Genomic DNA, 17,059 nt, shown 5'->3' with positions numbered 1-17,059 from the left:
AGTAAACCTTCAATCTGCACAACTCGCCATTCTTTTGCAGATTTTCTGGTTAAGTGTTCCGTTGCCGTGCGGAAGCCCGCCCTCTATGCTCCCGAAAAGACCGAGATTGCAGGCAGACGAGTGGCGACGCAGGACCAAGAGACGATTGCTTCCCGCGCCGCGCGGGCCCGCGTTCCGGATGCGGCCACCATCAGCATGGTCGATCTGCTCAACCTTCTGCGGACGGGGCAGGCCACGACCCGGCAGGAGCTGGAACGCGCCGGCCCCTTCAGCCGCTCGATCGTCGCCGACCGGCTGGCCCTGCTCACCGAGCTCGGGCTCGTGGACGAGAGCGCCTCCGGCGTCGCGAACGGCGGCCGGGCGCCGCGGCTGACGCGCTTCGTCGCGCAGCGGGCGCGGCTGCTGGTCGCCTCGATCAGCCAGGGCGCGCTCGGCGTCGGGCTCGTCGATCTGTCGGGCCAGCTTCAAACGGAGCATCACGAGGTAATCGAGCCGGGGCTCGAGCCGGTCGATCTGGCCGACCGCGTGCTCGGTGTGATCCGCCGCTTTCACTCCCGCCATTCCAGCGGGCCGGAGCTCTGGGGCATCTCGATTGCCGTGCCGGGCCCGGTGACGCTCGACGACGCCCCCTTCGCGCAGCGGACGCCCGACGTGCTCCCGGGCTGGCAGGAGGCCGATCTCGTCGGCCGCCTGATCGATGCCTTCGGCGTGCCCGTCTGGGTCCGCTCCAGCATCGATGCCATGACCATGGGCGAATGGCGCGCCGGGCTCGGCCAGGGCGCGGGGGGCATGCTCTTCGTCAATGTCGGCGGGCGGGTGAATGCCGGGCTGGTCATCGGCGGGCAGCTCTATCGCGGCGCCTCGGGCGCGGTCGGGCTGATCGGGCAGACCGGAATCGCCGGCGGCACGGGTGGCGGCACGCTCGACAGCGGCGCCGGCGCCGCCGCCATCCGCGACGCCGGCCTCAGAGCCATCGAGGAGGGCCGCTCCCCTGCCCTCGCCGATCTGGTCGCCCGCGTCTCGAAGCTGAGCGTCAACGACATCTGCCAGGCGGCCCAGATGGGCGATGCCGGCTCGGTCGAGATCGTCTCCCGCGCCGCCCGGCTGGTCGGGGGCACGCTCGCGACGCTCACCAGCATGCTCGATCCGCAGCTCATCGTGCTCTCGGGGACCATCGCGCAATCCAACGACATCTTTCTCGCCGTGGTGCGGGAGGCGGTCTATGGCGGCTCTCACCCGCTGGTGACGCGGGACCTGCAGATCCATCGCTCGCAGCTCAGCGGCTCGGCGGCCCTGATCGGCGCGGGATGGATCGGCACGGAGGAGCTCTTCCGCCCGGCCGTGGCCCGCGACTGGCTGCCGGCGGGAACGCCGCTGGCGCATCCCTCCTTCGCCGCCATCCGGGGCGCCCGGCAGGACGGCGCGGGCCGGGATCCGGCACAGACCACGCAGGGAGTGAAGACGGCATGACCGTACTCGGCCTCGGCCCCCATGGCGAAACCGCGGCGCCGCCCGAGCGGGTCTCGCTCCTTCCGCAGGACATCGCCCAGGCGCGGGAGCGGAATTTCCGCGTCGGCATCGTCGTGCACACGCTGCAGAGCGACTGGGCCACCCGGCTGGTGCGCGGCATGATCGGCACCCTCGGCGAATGCGGCGCCCTGGTGATCGACGTGGCCGATTGCGGCTTTTCGGCCGAGACGCAGGCCCATGCGCTCGACCGGCTGCGCCGGCAGGAGCCCGACGCCATCATCTCGCTGCCCGTCGCCAATGCGGATGTGGCGGAGGCGCACCGCCGCGTCTCGGAGGACGGCATCCATCTGACGCTCATCGACAATGCCCCGACCGGGCTGACGCCGGGGCGGCATTACGGCTCGCTGGTCTCGGCCGACAATTACGGGCTCGGCCAGATGGCCGCGCAGCTTCTGTCGCCGCATGTCGGCGAGCGGGCGCGGATCGGCCTCATCGGCTATGACACCGAGTTCTTCCCGACCGACCAGCGCGAGATCGCCTTCTCCGCCTGGCTCGACCGCCACCGGCCGGATGTCACGGTCGACATCCGCCGGTTCAGCGCCTTCGCGGATGTGCGGCGCCTGACGGGCGAGCTCATCGACCGCGCGCCCGAGCTCGCGGGGCTCTTCGTCATCTGGGACGGGCCCTGCCATTCCGCCCTGGCCGAGCTCCGCCACCGCAACCTGCGCGTGCCCGTGACCACCATCGACCTCGGCAAGCAGGTCACCGAGCAGCTCGCGCGCGACCAGAACGTGGTCGGCATCGCCGCGCAGCGGCCCTTCCAGCAGGGCGAGGTCGTGGCCCGCGCCACGCTCACCCACCTTCTCGGCCGGAGCTGCCCGAGCTGGATCGTGCTGCCGGGCATCGCCGTCGACAGGGACAGCGTCGTGCAGGCCTACCAGACGATCTGGCGCGAGGTGGTGCCCCGCTCGATCCTCGAAGGGCTGTCGATCCTCAAGCCCTGAGCCCCGGGGTGCGCCACCGCCAGGGCTACCGGGGCCGCCTTACATTTCGCACCGGGGCGTGGCATGGAGGGCGCGATGCCCCTGGCCAAGGCCCAAGCGGGGCCCAGGGTGCTTTTCCATGCTGATCCGCGTTGGCGATGAACGGACGGACAGGATCGACGTCTCGCTCGCGGCGATCCTCTCCTTCGTCGCCGGGGCGCTCAACGCCGTCGGCTTTCTGATCGCGGGCTCCTTCACGGCGAACATGACGGGCAATGTCTCGGCGCTGGCCGACGAGCTGGCCGGGGGGCGGATCCTGCAGGCGCTGTCCTTCGGCGGGTTGCTGGTGGCCTTCATCTGCGGGGCGGGGCTCGCCGCCGCGGCCATCCAGGCCGGCGAGCGCCGGGGCGTCCGCTCGGTCTATGCCGCCGCGATCCTCGCCGAGGGGCTGATCCTTCTGGGGCTCGGGGCGGTGATGCTGCGCTGGTCGGCCACCGAGGCGGGCCACCTGATGCTGGCGCTGAGCTTCGTCATGGGGCTGCAGAACGCGGCGACGACGCTGATCTCGCGCTCGCGCGTCCGCACGACGCATGTCTCGGGCATGGCGACGGATATCGGCATCGAGCTGGCCGCCCTCGCCGGCACGAAGGAGGCCCGGGCCGAGGCGCGCCCCAAGCTGCGCCTGCATTTCTCGACCCTCACCTCCTTCGCCCTCGGCGGGCTGGCGGGGGCGCTGCTCTTCGGCCTCATCGGCAACTGGCTCTTCATCGCCGCCGCCGCCTTCCTCATCGCCGTCGCCCTGACGGAGATGCTCCGCGCGCGGCGCGCGCGGGGGCATGCCGGATCGCGGCCCGGGGGAAGGTGAGCGCCGGGGCACGCCGCCCCTGCCGCAAGAAAAAAGGCGCCCCGAGGGGCGCCTTGTAGAGTTTCGCTGATCGGGCTCACTTGTGTACCGCTCGAAGTATTCTGCCTGCGGCCCGACCCGCGTTCCCCCCAGTGACGCCCGCAGGCGCCGGGGATTCCGTCAATTCATGATGGCGACCTCGTAGAGGTCGACATAGGCGCCGCTGACCCGCCAGTCCGGCGAGGCCTGGCCCCAGAGCACCGGGGTCACGACGTCGCCCGGATCCTCGCTCTCGAAGGCGAACTCCGCGCCTTCCTCGAGCCAGCCGCGCACGGCCTTGGAGGGGGGCGAGACATAGGCGATCCGCTCGCCCGAGGGCAGGGTCACCACCGGCGCCGAGACCGCGACGCTGCGCCCTGCCCCCGTGAACCGGCCGTTCACCATCACCCGCATGTCTCGCCCTCCGCCTTGGTTCAGCTGCAGCCCGACGTGCCCCCGCAGGTGTTGCACTTCATGCAGGTGCCGTTGCGCACCAGCGTGTAGTTCCCGCATTCGCCGCAGGGATCGCCCTCGTAGCCCTGCATCCGCGCCTTGTCGCGGGCAGAGATCTGGGTCGTTGTGGCGAGCCCGGAGCTCGCCTCCACGCCCGAGAGCGAGCCGGTGGGCAGCGTCGCCGCCGCGGCCGCGCCGCCGGTGGTGCCGTTGAGCGCCACCGCCGCGCCGCCCTGCAGGACGACGAGCTCCTGCGGCAGGCGCTTGCGCAGATAGCCGGTTGAGCTGATCTGCTTGAGCACCGCGAGGCTCTTGTAGGCGGCGCCGTCGGTGACGGGGCCGAGATTGGCCTCTTCCGAGTGCGGCTCGACATGCGACAGATCGTCGAAGCTCGCGCCCTGCGGCTTCACGTGGGCGAGGTCCGTCCGGTCGAGATAGCTCACCGCCAGCTCGCGGAAGATATAGTCGAGGATCGAGGTCGCCGACTTGATCGTCTCGTTGCCCTGCACCATCCCGGCCGGCTCGAACTTGGTGAAGGTGAAGGCGTCGACGAACTCCTCGAGCGGCACCCCGTACTGGAGCCCGACTGACACCGCGATGGCGAAGTTGTTCATCATGGCGCGGAAGCCGGCGCCTTCTTTGTGCATGTCGATGAAGATCTCGCCGAGCGAGCCATCGGCATATTCGCCGGTGCGGAGATACACCTTGTGGCCGCCGACGATGGCCTTCTGGGTGTAGCCCTTGCGCCGCTCGGGCATCTTCTCGCGGTGGGTGCGCACCATCTCCTTGACGATGACCTTCTCGACGATCTTCTCGGCGATGACCTGCGCGCGGGCGGCCGGGGTGCCGGTCTCGAGGATCTCTTCGGCCTCCTCGTCGTCCTCGATGAGGGCCGAGGCGAGGGGCTGCGAGAGCTTCGAGCCGTCACGGTAGAGCGCATTGGCCTTCACGCCGAGGGACCAGGAGAGCTCGTAGGCCTTCTGGCAATCCTCGATCGTCGCGGCATTGCTCATGTTGATCGTCTTCGAGATGGCGCCGGAGATGAAGCTCTGAGCTGCCGCCATCATGGTGATGTGGCTCTGGACCGACAGGAACCGCTTGCCCTTCTTGCCGCAGGGATTGGCGCAGTCGAACACGCTGAGATGTTCATCCTTCAGATAAGGGGCGCCCTCCAGGGTCATGGTTCCGCAGACATAATCGTTCGCGGCCTCGACATCGGCCTTGGTGAAGCCGAGGTGCTTCAGAAGGTCGAAGGTCGGGTCGGCCAGCTTCGCCGCCGGGATGCCCAGCGTGTCGCGGCAGAAGGCCTCGCCCAGTGTCCACTGGTTGAAGACGAAGCGGATGTCGAAGGCCGACGGCAGCGCCGCCTCGATCTTGTCCAGCTCCGCCTGGCCGAAGCCATGCCCGAGGAGCGAGGTGTGGTTGATCCGCGGCGCGTCGGCGAGCGTCTTGCGGCCCACCGCGTGGTCGATGATCTCCTGGATCTCGGTGGCACGGTAGCCGAGCCGCTCCAGCGCCGCCGGCACCGAGCGGTTGATGATCTTGAAGTAGCCGCCGCCGGCGAGCTTCTTGAACTTCACCAGCGCGAAGTCGGGCTCTATGCCGGTCGTGTCGCAATCCATGACGAGGCCGATGGTGCCCGTCGGCGCGATGACCGAGACCTGCGCGTTGCGGTAGCCGTGCTTCTGGCCGAGGGTCAGCGCCTCGTCCCAGGCCTGTTCCGCCAGCACCGGCAGGCGCCGGTCGGGGCAGGAGGCGTGGTCGAGCGCGACGGGCTTCACCGCGAGGCCCTCGTAGCCCTCGGTCTTGCCCTGCGCGGCCGTCCGGTGGTTGCGGATGACGCGCAGCATGTGGGCGGCGTTCTTCTCGTAGCCCGCGAAGGCGCCGAGCTCGCCCGCCATCTCGGCGGAGGTCGCATAGGCCGTGCCGGTCAGGATCGCCGTCAGCGCCCCGGCCATGGCCCGGCCGCCGTCGCTGTCGTAGCTCAGCCCCATGTTCATCAGGAGCCCGCCGATATTGGCATAGCCGAGGCCGAGGGTGCGGAACTTGTAGGAGAGCCGGGCGATCTCTTCGCTCGGAAACTGCGCCATGGCGACGGAGATCTCGAGCGTGATCGTCCAGAGCCGCGTCGTGTGGATGTAGCGCTCGACGGCGAATTCATCGCCCTCCAAGAAGGTCAAGAGGTTCATCGAGGCCAGGTTGCAGGCCGTATCGTCGAGGAACATGTATTCCGAACAGGGGTTCGAGCCCCGGATCGCGCCATCTTCCGGGCAGGTGTGCCAGGCGTTGACGGTGTCGTGGAACTGGATGCCCGGGTCGGCGCAGGCCCAGGCGGCATGGCCGATCTTGTCCCAGAGCTCGCGCGCCTTGACGGTCTTCGCAACCTTGCGGGAGGTGCGGTTGATCAGCTCCCAGTCGGCATCGTCCTGCACGGCCTTGAGGAAGGCATCCGTGACGCGGATCGAGTTGTTGGAATTCTGGCCGGAGACGGAGCTGTAGGCCTCCGAGTCCCAGTCGGTGTCATAGGTGGGGAACTCGATCGAATCGTGCCCCTGCCGCGCGTAATCGAGGACGCGCTTGATATAGGTCTCGGGGATGGAGTCGCGCTTGGCCTTGCGCACGGCGTCCTTCAGCCCCGGGTTCACGGCCGGGTCGTATGCGTCTTCGACCTTGCCGTCCCAGGCCTTGATGGCCGCGAAGATGCCGTTCAGGCGCTTCTCGTGCATCTTGGAGCCAGCGACGAGGGCCGCGACCTTCTGCTCCTCGAGCACCTTCCATTCGATGAACTGCTCGATGTCGGGGTGATCCGCATCGACGATGACCATCTTGGCGGCGCGGCGCGTCGTGCCGCCCGACTTGATGGCGCCTGCGGCGCGGTCGCCGATCTTGAGGAAGCCCATGAGGCCGGAGCTCTTGCCGCCGCCGGAGAGCGACTCGCCCTCGCCGCGCAGCGACGAGAAGTTGGTCCCGGTGCCGGAGCCATATTTGAAGAGCCGCGCCTCGCGGACCCAGAGGTCCATGATGCCGCCCTCGTTCACCAGATCGTCCTGCACGGACTGGATGAAGCAGGCATGGGGCTGCGGCCGCTCATAGGCGGAGGAGCTCTTCACCAAATCGCCGGTCTTGTCGTCGACATAGGAATGGCCCTGCGCCGGCCCGTCGATGCCGTAGGCCCAATGCAGGCCGGTGTTGAACCACTGCGGGCTGTTCGGCGCGGCGACCTGAGCGGCCAGCATGTGGCGCATCTCGTCGTAATAGGCGCGGGCGTCGGCCTCGGTGGTGAAGTAGCCGCCCTTCCAGCCCCAGTAGGCCCAGGCGCCGGCCAGCCGGTCGAAGACCTGGCGGGCGGAGGTCTCGCCCCCCATCTCGGCGCCCTCGGCGGCGACGGAGCGCCACAGGAAGCTCGGCACGCCCTTCTCGCGAACGCGCTTCAGCTTGGAGGGCACGCCGGCCTTGCGGAAATACTTCTGCGCGATGACGTCGGAGGCGACCTGGCTCCAGGCCGCGGGCACCTCGCATTCGTCGAGACGGAAGACGACCTTGCCGTCGGGATTGCGAATCTCCGAAGCGGTGACGCGGAAGTCGATGCCGTCGTAGGCGTCGCCCTCGGCCTCGGTGAACATGCGGTCGATCTTCATCCCTTACCTCGTTCGGCTCGCGGGCTTCTGCCCGTCTGGTGTCCAGAACGCCCCTCGGCGGGGCGTCACGATGCGCGAAAGCCAGGACCCCTCACCGGGGCAGACGGCCCCCTTCGGTCAAGGGGCGCCGCGGAATATCAGTAGACCTGCTCTCGCAACCTGCGACCACTACATCTTGTGTGCATCGGGTCGACGCCCACTAGCTGGCCGGTTTTCACGGTCGAGGTCAACGGATTTTTCACCCCTCTGGGGCGGTTTTTGCGCTTGACCGTGGCTCACCCGATTCCCGCACAGATTTGCTCACAGGGTTCTCCCGAGGCAGGGCCGACGGGAGAAATCCAAGACGGGCAGCCGCTTGGCCGCCAGTTCTCAAGGGTCACATCAAACTCTGGGGCGGCATACCACCGATTGTAGCCGCCGCACAAATGATGGGCAAATCTGGAGGGAGAACGGCGGGGCGCCGCCGGCTGTCATGGAATCGCAACATATGGGCGGCAGGAGAATCGGCCGGGGCTGCCCATGCCCGGCCCCAAGCCCGGGCCGGCGCAGAGCCGCGCTCATGGAACTGATATGCGGATTGGTCGGGGCGGCAGGATTCGAACCTGCGACCCTCTGCTCCCAAAGCAGATGCGCTACCAGGCTGCGCTACGCCCCGACGCCGGTTCTCTACCCCGCGCCCTGCCCGAACGCAAAGGTCAGTCGCAGGCGAGCGCCGCGCCCTCGCCGAGCGCGGGATGGGCCATGAGGTCTCCCTCCGCGATGCCGAGCCGCGCCGCCATGCCGCCGTTGATCTCGAGCACGTACTGGATGCCGGTGCCGCCATCTATGACGGTCTCGTCCATCGGCACGGCATTCTCATGCAGCGTCACCAGCCGGCCCTCGGGGTCGAAGAACAGCATGTCGAGCGGGATGAGCGTGTTGCGCATCCAGAAGGTGGCGTGAGTCGGCTCTTCGTAGACGAAGAGCATCCCGGCCAGCATCGGCATCTCGGGCACGTTCATGAGGCCCTGCGAGCGCTCCGCCGGCTCGTCGGCCAGCTCGACCGTGAACTTCGCCTGCCCCCAGTCGCCGCGCAGCGTGACGCGGCCCTCGTCGCAATCGACGGCCCAGGCGGCTGTGGCGGCGGCTGTGACGGCTGTGGTGGCGAGCGTGGCGGCAAGAATCGCGCGGCCTACGGCTCTTCCGAGCCTTCCTCTGACAGGGCGGAATCCCAAGGCAGCACCTCCGTTGCCATCCGCCCGCGCTTGCCGTCGATCACCCGAAGGCAGACGGCTTCGCCGGGCATGAGATCGGCGAGGCCCGACTTGCGCAGCACCTCGACGTGAATGAACACATCGTCGCCGAGGCCGAAGACATTGGCAAACCCAAACCCCTTCCCCTTGTCGAACCATTTGACGCGGGCCGGCTCCAGCGGCCGGGAGGCGAGCATGTCGGGGTCGAGCTCGGCGAGATCGGCAAGGACGGCATTCACCGGCCCGGCGGGCGGCGCGATGGCAATCACCTCCGTCGCCTGCATGCCGCGATCGGTCTGCTGCACCCGCAGCTCGATGCGGGAGCCGTCGGCCACGGAACTCTGCCCGAAATTCCTCAGGACATTGGCGTGGAGCAGGATATCCGGCCCGCCGCTGTCGGCTATCACGAACCCGAACCCCTTGGCCGGGTCAAACCATTTAACCTGACCCTGCAACGCGGGCCGGTCAGCATCGTATGTCTGCATCATTACCGGTCCCCGGCGGCAGGTGAGTGGCGTACCGCCTTCTGTCCTTGACCGAGAAACTGACCCAATCTGGGCTTTAATTACAACCCCCTTAGCAACGCCTTCATTTCACGAAGCGCGGTTTTCAGGGGTTCAGACGGTCAACTTTCCACGCGAGCGTGCCCGTTTGACGCGTCCACCGAAAACGGTCGTGCAACCGGTAGGCGCCGTCGGCCCAGAATTCCATCTGGGAGGGGCGGATTCGAAAGCCGCCCCAGTAGGGCGGCCGCTCCGGGTCGGTGCCGTGGCGCAGGCCCACCTTCGCCACCTCGGCCATCAGCGCCGCGCGGCTGGCGAGCGGGCGGCTTTGCTGCGAGGCCCAGGCGCCGAGCCGGCTCTGCAGCGCGCGGGAGCGGTAATAGGCATCGGCCTGCTCCCCCTCGACGCGCTCCACCGCCCCCCGCGCCCGCACCTGGCGGCCGAGGGACTTCCAGTGCAGCACCAGCGCCGCCTGCGGATTTTCCGCCAGCTCCTGCCCCTTGGCGCTCTCGTAGTTGGTGTAGAAGACGAATCCGTCGTCCTCGATCTCCTTCAGAAGCACCATGCGCACATCGGGCAGGCCGGCGGCATCCGCCGTTGCCAGCGCCATGGCATTGGCATCGCGCGGCTCGCTGGCCGCGGCCTCCGCCAGCCAGGCCCGCGCCAGCGCGAAAGGGTCATCGCCCGCAAAAATCCCTTGCCTCTCACCCACCTGCGCCTCCCCGGGTACATGCCGGCGACCCTTGGCCGCGCGACGCCTTGATGCAATCTTAGCTATCGCCTAGAGGATGAGGGCGGGGGGCAGCAAGGCAAGAGGGTGAGATGGGCGATCGGTTGATGGAGGGCAAACGCGGCCTCATCATGGGGCTGGCGAATGACAAGTCGATCGCCTGGGGCATCGCGAAGGCACTGGCGGAGGCGGGCGCCGAGCTGGCGTTCTCCTACCAGGGCGAAGCGCTGAAGAAGCGCGTGGAGCCGCTCGCGGCCTCGCTCGGCTCCGATTTCATGGCGGAATGCGACGTGGGCTCCGACGAGTCGATCGACGGGCTCTTCACCGCCCTGAAGGAGCGGTGGGACAACATCGACTTCCTCGTCCATGCCATTGCCTTTTCTGATAAAAACGAGCTTCGCGGCCGCTATGTCGACACCAGCCGCGAGAACTTCCGCGTCTCGATGGACATCTCGGTCTATTCCTTCACCGCCGTCGCCCGGCGCGCCGCGGCGATGATGAACGAGGGCGGCTCGATGGTGACGCTGACCTATTACGGCTCCGAAAAGGTCATGCCGCATTACAACGTCCAGGGCCTCGCCAAGGCGGCGCTCGAGGCCTCCGTCCGCTACATGGCGGAGGATCTCGGCAAGGACGGCATTCGCGTCAACGCCATTTCCGCCGGGCCGATCAAGACGCTGGCGGCCTCGGGCATCGGCGATTTCCGCTACATCCTGAAGTGGAACGAATACAACTCGCCGCTCCGCCGCAATGTCACCACAGGCGATGTGGGCAAATCGGCGCTCTATCTTCTGTCCGACCTCGGCTCCGGCGTCACCGGCGAATGCCTGCATGTGGATGCCGGCTACCATGTCGTCGGCATGAAGGCGGTCGACGCCCCCGATATCGAGAAGTAGAAAAGGCCCGCGGGCCCGTCGGGCCTGCCCTGCCGCCCTGCCGGGCGGACACGACCACCGACCCCGTGACGGAGACTTGCCGATGGCCGCCGACCGCCTGCCCCATGAAAAGGGTTTTCACGTCTCCTGGGACCAGCTCCATCGCGACGCGCGCGCGCTCGCCTGGCGGCTCGACGGGCGGGGGCCGGAGGGCGGATGGCGGGCCGTGGTGGCGATCACCCGCGGCGGCATGGCCCCGGCGATGATCGTGGCCCGCGAGCTCGACATCCGCACGGTCGATACGATCAGCGTCAAGAGCTACGATCACCAGAGCCAGGCTTCGGCGAATGTCCTCAAGCATCCGGACGCCGAGATGATGGGCGACGGCACCGGCATTCTCGTCGTCGACGACCTCGTCGACACGGGCAAGACGCTGGAGCTCGTCCGCGATCTCTATCCGAAGGCGCATTTCGCCACGGTCTATGCCAAGCCCAAGGGCGAGGCGATGGTGGATACCTTCATCACGGGCGTGAGCCAGGACACCTGGATCTTCTTCCCCTGGGACATGGCCCTGCAATATGTCGAGCCCTACCGGGGCAAGGACTGACCTCTTGCGCATGCATCGCCAGGGCGGCCGAGCGGCGACCCCGGCGGAGAATGCCGTCTTCAAGGCCTGGGCCGCGGCCCTTGCGGCCGAACTTCTGCTGATCTTCCCGCTCTACGGGTTGATCGCCGGCGGCTGGCGGGAGCCCGGCGACTTCCTCTGGACCTATATCCGTTTCTTCCCCTTCCTCGGCGGCTTCGTGGCGCTCGGCTCGATCCCGGTGGTGTTCTTCGCCGCCGCCATGGCGCGGCGGTTCGAGACGGCGCTGAAGGCGCAACCGCTCCTCTGGGCGCATCTGTCGGCGGGGCTCGTCTTCGTGCTCGTCGTGGGCGTGGCGGTCTGGCTCAGCGAGGGGCTCGACCTCACCGACGGCGGGCAAAGGGGGCTCCTTCTGCAGCTCGCGCTGACGCTGCTGGTCGCGGCGGAGGTCTTCGTGATCGCCCTGCCGAAGGACTACTCGTCCCCCGGCACCCCGTAGGAGGGCGCAGCCGTCGGGTCGAGCGCGCGGGTGACGTAGTCGGCCGCCTGGGGGGCATAGACCTCCCACGCGCGGGCGATCTCGGCCACCGGGTCGCCCTCCGTCCAGTCGCAGCGGAGCTCGGCATAGGGCCAGGCCTCTTCATGGACGAGCAGCATCCCGGCGGAATGGATCGGCCCGGCCTCGCCGCCGGCGCGTAGCCCGGCCACCATGGCGGCGATCAGCCGGTCGCCGAGCGCACCCGGTGCGGAGAAGCCCGCAACCATCGCCGCCGGGACGCCGGCATCGGCAAGAAGGTTGCCGCCGGCCGCGCAATCCTCGCCGATGGCGGAGGACCATGTGCCGAGCGCCCGGGGCCCGGAATGCACGGCGGTTCTGCCTGAGGAATCGACCGCAAGCACCTGACGGAATTCGGGGAAGTGCTCCTCCCCCATCACCGCCGCCAGCGCCGCCTCGGCCTCCATCCCCTTCGCCAACCGCGCCAGCACCGCCGGCCCGAGCGCCGGGTTGGTGACGTTCTGCGTCGCCACCGCGCCCACCCCGGCGCGGGCGAAGGCGCAGCGGGCGGCGACGGCGGGCGAGGAGGAGGCGATGGCCATCCCCAGTTGCCCCGTCTCCGCACAGCGGCCGACGATGGAGAAGGTCACGGGATCACCGCCGTTGCGTCGATCTCGACCAGCCATTCCGGCCGGGCCAGCGCCACGACGACGAGCCCGGTGCAGACGGGATGCACGCCGCGGATGTATTCGCCCATCACCCGGTAGACCGGCTCGCGGTTGCGGATGTCCGTCAGGTAGACGACGAGCTTCACCAGATGCGCCATCTCGCCGCCCGCCTCCTCGATGAGCTGGCGGATGTTCTGCATCACCTTGTGCGCCTGCTCGGCCGGGTCGTGGCTGGCGATGTTCTCCGCCGTGTCGAGGTCCTGCGGGCACTGGCCGCGAAGGTAGACGACCCGCCCCGAGGCGACGACGCCCTGCGCGAGGTCGTTGTCGAGCCGCTGCTCGGGATAGGTGTCGCCCGTGTTGAAGGGGCGGATGCGTTGATGTGCCATCAGGCTTTCCTTTCGGGGTCGCGCTCCTGGATCGGGCGGGGCGGCGAGAAATCGAGATAGCCGCGCTGCTTGGCGATGTGATCGGCGATATAGCCGGCATCGTACCAGACCCCCCAGATGAAGGAGGAGCCGCGCCGCGTCTGCCAGGGCAGGCCGAGGAAATACGTCCCCGGCTCCTGCCCGATGCCGCGGGTGTGGATCGGGTGGCCGTCCTCGTCGAAACTGTCGGTCTTGAGCCAGGAATAATCCTGCCGGAAGCCGGTGGCCCAGAGGATCGTCGTGATCCCCTCCGCCGTCAGGTCGAGCGAGAGGACGGGATCGGTGACGGAGGGCGGATCGGGCAGCATCTCCCGCGCCTCCGGCTCCTCCGGCAGGCTCAGCCCGTTGCGCAGCACGAAGGCATCCGCCTCGTCGAGGAGCTTGAGGTAGCTGGCGTCGCCATCGGCGAGACTGCGGGCGAGGTCGGGGGCGAAATGCACCGTGCCCCGGTCATGCCGCTCGAGCCGCCCATGCAGATGAAGCCCCCGCGCCGCCAGCGCCCGAAAGTCGACGGTCTTGCCGCCGCCGACGCCGCTGACGGCGATGGTCACATGCGAATCGCCGGGGGTGGCCTCGGCATCCCATTTGTTGAGCACCCCGAGCCACCAGGTGAAGTCGCGCCCCCGGTAGCGCCGCGGCGGCCGGTCGTGATCGCCGATGGCGAGATGCACCGCCCTGCCCGCCTCCAGCAGCTCCTCGGCGATCTGCGCGCCGGAGGCCCCGGCGCCGACGACGAGCACGCCGCCCTCGGGGAGCTGGCCGGGGTTCCGGTAGTCGGAGGAATGGATCTGCGTGAGCCCGGGCGTCTGCGGCACCACATCAGGGATCACCGGCACCTGAAAGGCACCGGTCGCGGCGACGAGGAAGCGCGCCTCGACCTCCCCCTCCGATGTGGTGACATGAAAGCCCGGCCGCCCCTCGCAGCGCCGCGCCTCGGTGACCTCGACGCCCGTGCGGACCGGCGCCTCGATCATCTCCGCATAGCGGCGGAAATAGGCGGCGACCTCCTCCTTCGGCGCGAAGGCCTCGGTGTCGCCCTCGAAGGTGAGGCCGGGGAAGCAATCGTGCCAGACGGGGCCGTTGGTCACGAGCGAATCCCAGCGGCCCGATTGCCATTTCTCCGCGATCCGGCCGCGTTCGAGGACGAGATGCGGGATCTTTTGGCGGGAGAGGTGCTCGCTCATGGCGATCCCCGCCTGCCCCGCGCCGACCACCAGCACATCCGTTCGCTCGACCGCCATGACGCCCCCGTTCGTTGCCGGGCGAGACTGGCCCGGGCGTGCGCCGGCGGCAAGGGCGCAGGAGCGTAAACCCGGTGGGTCCGCCCCGCGCTCGCGCGACGCCGGACCAGGCGTAGGGTGGGTTTCCAACCCACCGCCTCGCCCGCCCCAAGCGCAATCCTCGCCGCGCGGGGCGAGCGCCGGCCCGGGGGGTGGCGCTCCGACGATTCCGCATCGCACTTTATGGTGCCGCCACATCCTCCGCCCGAATGTCAGCGCTGCTCAACCAGAGCGCCAGCCCGCGGGACGGGCCGGCGCTCGCCCTGCGCCTGCGGCGCGCACCGGGCGGGGGAATGGGCGGGACCGATGGGCCGAGGCGTAGGGTGGGTTTGTAACCCACCACACGGTCCCAGCCCGGACGACCGCCACCGCGCCGGGCGGGGGAAAGACCTGACGTCGGACGGGGCCAAAGCCCGAGCGACATCGGGCCCCCCGCCTTGCCCTCCGCCGCCCCCCGCGCCAAGGATAGGCCAACCAAGGGAGGCGAGACATGGCCGGCATCAAGGGCGAGCCCTTCACCTGGGAGGATCCGTTCCTCCTCCGCGACCAGCTTGAGGAAGACGAGCGCATGATCGGCGAGGCGGCCCGCGCCTTCGCCGCCGACAAGCTCGCCCCCCGCGTGACCTCCGCCTATCTCAACGAAGAGACCGACCCCGCCATCTTCCGCGAGATGGGCGAGGCGGGCCTTCTCGGCATCACCATTCCGGAGGAATACGGCGGCCTCGGCGCCGGCTACGTCACCTACGGGCTCGTCGCCCGCGAGGTGGAGCGGGTGGACTCGGGCTACCGCTCGATGATGTCCGTCCAGTCTTCTCTCGTGATGTTCCCCATCCATGCCTATGGCTCCGAGGAGCAGCGCAGGAAGTACCTGCCGAAGCTCGCCTCCGGCGAGTGGATCGGCTGCTTCGGTCTTACCGAGCCCGATGCCGGCTCCGACCCCGGCGGCATGAAGACCCGCGCCGAGAAAACCTCCTCCGGCTACCGGCTCACCGGCTCCAAGATGTGGATCTCCAACGCCCCCTTCGCCGATGTGTTCGTGGTCTGGGCGAAGTCGGACGCTCACGGCGGCAAGGTGAAGGGCTTCGTGCTCGAGAAGGGCATGAAAGGCCTCTCCGCCCCCAAGATCGGCGGCAAGCTGAGCCTCCGGGCCTCCATCACCGGCGAGATCGTCATGGAGGGCGTCGAGGTTTCCGAAGACGCGCTTCTGCCCGATGCCGAGGGCATGGGCGGCCCCTTCGGCTGCCTCAACCGGGCGCGTTACGGCATCGCCTGGGGCGTCATGGGCGCCGCCGAAGACTGCTGGCACCGCGCCCGCTCCTACGGGCTCGACCGCAAGCAGTTCGGAAAGCCCTTGGCCGCCACCCAGCTCTACCAGAAGAAGCTCGCCGACATGCAGACCGAGATCGCGCTCGGCCTTCAGGCGGCGCTCCGCGTGGGCCGGCTCTATGACGAGGGCCGCTTCGCCCCCGAGATGGTCTCCCTCATCAAGCGCAACAATTGCGGCAAGGCGCTCGACATCGCCCGGATGGCGCGGGACATGCATGGCGGCAACGGCATCCAGATCGAGTATCAGGTGATGCGCCATGCCCAGAACCTCGAGACGGTGAACACCTACGAGGGCACGCATGACGTCCATGCGCTGATCCTCGGCCGGGCCCAGACGGGGATACAGGCCTTCGGATGAGCGCGCCGCTTGCAGGCCTCAAGGTCGTAGAACTCGCCCGCATCCTCGCCGGCCCCTGGCTCGGCCAGACGCTGGCCGACCTCGGGGCGGAGGTCATCAAGATCGAGGCGCCGGAGGGCGACGACACCCGCCGCTGGGGCCCGCCCTTTCTCGACCGCGATGACGGCCGCGGCGGCACCGAGCGCGTCGCCGCCTATTTCCACGCCACCAACCGGGGCAAGAGCTCCGTCATCTGCGATTTCGGCCAGCCGGACGACCTCGCCCGCCTCAAGGCGCTGATCTCGGAGGCCGACGTCCTCATCGAGAACTTCAAGGTCGGCGGGCTCGCGAAATACGGGCTCGATTATCCGAGCCTCCGCGAGGCCAACCCCGGCCTCGTCTATGCCTCCATCACCGGCTTCGGGCAGGACGGCCCCCGCGCCTCCCAGCCGGGCTATGATTTCCTCGTCCAGGGCATGAGCGGCATCATGGACCTCACGGGAGAGCCCGAGGGCGAGCCCCAGAAGGTCGGCGTCGCGTGGATCGACATCTTCACCGGGCTCTACGGCACCATCGCCGTGCAGGCGGCGCTGGCCGAGCGCGCCCGCTCCGGCCTCGGCCAGCAGCTCGATCTGGCGCTTTTCGACACCGGGCTCGGGGTGCTGGCGAACCAGGCGGCGAACTGGCTGATCGGCGGGCAGGAGCCGGGGCGGCTGGGCAATGCCCATCCGAACATCGTGCCCTATCAGGTCTTCCCGGCTGCCGACGGCCATCTCATCATCGCCTGCGGCAACGACCGGCAGTTCCGCGCCCTCTGCGAGGTGCTCGCCCTCCCCTCCCTCGCCGCCGACCCCGCCTATGCGACGAACGGCGACCGCGTCACCAACCGCGCCGCCCTCGCCGCCATCCTCTCTTCCGCCACCGCCGGCCGTTCCCGCGCCGATCTCATCGCCGCGCTGACCGCCGCCGGCGTCCCCGGCGGCCCGATCAACCGGGTGCCCGAGGCTTTGGCCGACCCCCAGGCCGAGGCCCGCGCCATGGCCATCGCCCCCGAGGGCATCCCGGGCCTGCGCACCCCCATCCGCCTCTCCCGCTCCCCCCTCACCACCGAGAAGGCCGCCCCCCTCCTCGGCGCCGGCCGCTGGTCCTTCTCGTCCTGATCCCCTTCATCTGG

Annotated in this window: 16 protein-coding genes and 1 tRNA gene; 8 read left to right on the top strand and 9 right to left on the bottom strand. The window is 68.9% G+C overall.

The annotated features are described in order from the left end of the window. Positions 1-120: 120 nt before the first annotated feature. From ACAZ03_RS07405 to ACAZ03_RS07395, 3 genes are all read left to right on the top strand, one after another. Positions 121-1,470 carry an ROK family protein gene (locus ACAZ03_RS07405; RefSeq protein ID WP_373356793.1) on the top strand — a complete coding sequence of 450 codons (1,350 nt, stop codon included), beginning with the start codon at positions 121-123 and terminating at the stop codon, positions 1,468-1,470. Next, positions 1,467-2,474 (top strand): substrate-binding domain-containing protein, encoded by a 1,008-nt coding sequence (locus tag ACAZ03_RS07400; protein WP_373356792.1) that lies wholly within the window; start codon positions 1,467-1,469, stop codon positions 2,472-2,474. The genes ACAZ03_RS07405 and ACAZ03_RS07400 overlap by 4 nt, the downstream gene beginning before the upstream one ends. Before the next feature lie 118 nt (positions 2,475-2,592). Then, entirely contained in the window at positions 2,593-3,318 is a 726-nt protein-coding gene (locus tag ACAZ03_RS07395) for a YoaK family protein (RefSeq protein ID WP_373356791.1), read from the top strand. Between the two features lie 159 nt (positions 3,319-3,477). Here ACAZ03_RS07395 and ACAZ03_RS07390 read toward each other — a convergent pair whose 3' ends face one another. The 6 genes from ACAZ03_RS07390 to pdxH form a co-directional block, all read right to left on the bottom strand. Beyond that, entirely contained in the window at positions 3,478-3,750 is a 273-nt protein-coding gene (locus ACAZ03_RS07390; protein ID WP_373356789.1) for a hypothetical protein, read from the bottom strand. A 20-nt stretch (positions 3,751-3,770) separates the two neighbouring features. After that, complete coding sequence (locus tag ACAZ03_RS07385) at positions 3,771-7,427, bottom strand: vitamin B12-dependent ribonucleotide reductase (RefSeq protein ID WP_373356788.1); 3,657 nt, start codon at positions 7,425-7,427, stop codon at positions 3,771-3,773. Between the two features lie 578 nt (positions 7,428-8,005). Next, a tRNA-Pro gene (locus ACAZ03_RS07380) sits at positions 8,006-8,082 on the bottom strand. A gap of 40 nt (positions 8,083-8,122) precedes the next feature. Then, entirely contained in the window at positions 8,123-8,641 is a 519-nt protein-coding gene (locus tag ACAZ03_RS07375) for a DUF192 domain-containing protein (protein WP_373356787.1), read from the bottom strand. Then, complete coding sequence (locus ACAZ03_RS07370) at positions 8,599-9,144, bottom strand: cold-shock protein (protein WP_373356785.1); 546 nt, start codon at positions 9,142-9,144, stop codon at positions 8,599-8,601. The genes ACAZ03_RS07375 and ACAZ03_RS07370 overlap by 43 nt, the downstream gene beginning before the upstream one ends. A 124-nt stretch (positions 9,145-9,268) precedes the next feature. Then, the gene (pdxH, locus tag ACAZ03_RS07365; RefSeq protein WP_373356784.1) at positions 9,269-9,874 is read right to left on the bottom strand and encodes a pyridoxamine 5'-phosphate oxidase; all 606 of its coding nucleotides are present in this window, start codon (positions 9,872-9,874) and stop codon (positions 9,269-9,271) included. A 110-nt stretch (positions 9,875-9,984) separates the two neighbouring features. Between pdxH and fabI the strand changes: the two genes are divergently transcribed. The 3 genes from fabI to ACAZ03_RS07350 all read left to right on the top strand — a co-directional run bounded on the left by fabI (position 9,985) and on the right by ACAZ03_RS07350 (position 11,849). Next, positions 9,985-10,788 (top strand): enoyl-ACP reductase FabI, encoded by an 804-nt coding sequence (fabI, locus tag ACAZ03_RS07360; RefSeq protein WP_373356783.1) that lies wholly within the window; start codon positions 9,985-9,987, stop codon positions 10,786-10,788. An 82-nt stretch (positions 10,789-10,870) separates the two neighbouring features. Next, complete coding sequence (gpt, locus tag ACAZ03_RS07355; protein ID WP_373356782.1) at positions 10,871-11,374, top strand: xanthine phosphoribosyltransferase; 504 nt, start codon at positions 10,871-10,873, stop codon at positions 11,372-11,374. 4 nt (positions 11,375-11,378) lie between these two features. Next, positions 11,379-11,849: a hypothetical protein gene (locus ACAZ03_RS07350; protein WP_373356781.1), complete on the top strand. Its 471-nt coding sequence runs from the start codon at positions 11,379-11,381 to the stop codon at positions 11,847-11,849. Here ACAZ03_RS07350 and ACAZ03_RS07345 read toward each other — a convergent pair. Genes ACAZ03_RS07345 through ACAZ03_RS07335 form a run of 3 tightly spaced genes read right to left on the bottom strand, consistent with a single transcriptional unit; the run spans position 11,825 to position 14,183 of the window. Beyond that, on the bottom strand, positions 11,825-12,496 hold the full coding sequence (locus tag ACAZ03_RS07345; RefSeq protein ID WP_373356780.1) for a DUF1028 domain-containing protein: 672 nt from the start codon (positions 12,494-12,496) through the stop codon (positions 11,825-11,827). The two genes, ACAZ03_RS07350 and ACAZ03_RS07345, sit on opposite strands and share 25 nt — an antisense overlap. Next, entirely contained in the window at positions 12,493-12,903 is a 411-nt protein-coding gene (locus tag ACAZ03_RS07340; RefSeq protein ID WP_373356779.1) for a RidA family protein, read from the bottom strand. The genes ACAZ03_RS07345 and ACAZ03_RS07340 overlap by 4 nt, the downstream gene beginning before the upstream one ends. Then, positions 12,903-14,183 (bottom strand): flavin-containing monooxygenase, encoded by a 1,281-nt coding sequence (locus tag ACAZ03_RS07335; protein ID WP_373356778.1) that lies wholly within the window; start codon positions 14,181-14,183, stop codon positions 12,903-12,905. The genes ACAZ03_RS07340 and ACAZ03_RS07335 overlap by 1 nt, the downstream gene beginning before the upstream one ends. A 529-nt stretch (positions 14,184-14,712) precedes the next feature. On the opposite strand from ACAZ03_RS07335, the gene ACAZ03_RS07330 reads away from it, so the two are divergent. Both ACAZ03_RS07330 and ACAZ03_RS07325 read left to right on the top strand, forming a co-directional pair. Beyond that, complete coding sequence (locus ACAZ03_RS07330) at positions 14,713-15,906, top strand: acyl-CoA dehydrogenase (protein WP_373356777.1); 1,194 nt, start codon at positions 14,713-14,715, stop codon at positions 15,904-15,906. Next, on the top strand, positions 15,903-17,045 hold the full coding sequence (locus tag ACAZ03_RS07325) for a CaiB/BaiF CoA transferase family protein (RefSeq protein ID WP_373356776.1): 1,143 nt from the start codon (positions 15,903-15,905) through the stop codon (positions 17,043-17,045). The genes ACAZ03_RS07330 and ACAZ03_RS07325 overlap by 4 nt, the downstream gene beginning before the upstream one ends. Positions 17,046-17,059: the final 14 nt, after the last annotated feature.

The organism is Pseudoroseicyclus sp. CXY001, from assembly GCF_041714655.1.
Lineage (GTDB): Bacteria > Pseudomonadota > Alphaproteobacteria > Rhodobacterales > Rhodobacteraceae > Pseudoroseicyclus_A.
This window is presented reverse-complemented; position numbering and strand designations above follow the sequence as displayed.

Excerpts from the sequence above, each read along its gene's own strand:
- ACAZ03_RS07400 (WP_373356792.1), top strand. The coding sequence starts at position 1,467 with ATGACCGTACTCGGCCTCGGCCCCCATGGCGAAACCGCGGCGCCGCCC.
- ACAZ03_RS07395 (WP_373356791.1), top strand. The coding sequence starts at position 2,593 with ATGCTGATCCGCGTTGGCGATGAACGGACGGACAGGATCGACGTCTCG.
- ACAZ03_RS07390 (WP_373356789.1), bottom strand. The coding sequence starts at position 3,750 with ATGCGGGTGATGGTGAACGGCCGGTTCACGGGGGCAGGGCGCAGCGTC.
- ACAZ03_RS07385 (WP_373356788.1), bottom strand. The coding sequence starts at position 7,427 with ATGAAGATCGACCGCATGTTCACCGAGGCCGAGGGCGACGCCTACGAC.
- ACAZ03_RS07370 (WP_373356785.1), bottom strand. The coding sequence starts at position 9,144 with ATGCAGACATACGATGCTGACCGGCCCGCGTTGCAGGGTCAGGTTAAA.
- fabI (WP_373356783.1), top strand. The coding sequence starts at position 9,985 with ATGGGCGATCGGTTGATGGAGGGCAAACGCGGCCTCATCATGGGGCTG.
- gpt (WP_373356782.1), top strand. The coding sequence starts at position 10,871 with ATGGCCGCCGACCGCCTGCCCCATGAAAAGGGTTTTCACGTCTCCTGG.
- ACAZ03_RS07340 (WP_373356779.1), bottom strand. The coding sequence starts at position 12,903 with ATGGCACATCAACGCATCCGCCCCTTCAACACGGGCGACACCTATCCC.
- ACAZ03_RS07335 (WP_373356778.1), bottom strand. The coding sequence starts at position 14,183 with ATGGCGGTCGAGCGAACGGATGTGCTGGTGGTCGGCGCGGGGCAGGCG.
- ACAZ03_RS07330 (WP_373356777.1), top strand. The coding sequence starts at position 14,713 with ATGGCCGGCATCAAGGGCGAGCCCTTCACCTGGGAGGATCCGTTCCTC.
- ACAZ03_RS07325 (WP_373356776.1), top strand. The coding sequence starts at position 15,903 with ATGAGCGCGCCGCTTGCAGGCCTCAAGGTCGTAGAACTCGCCCGCATC.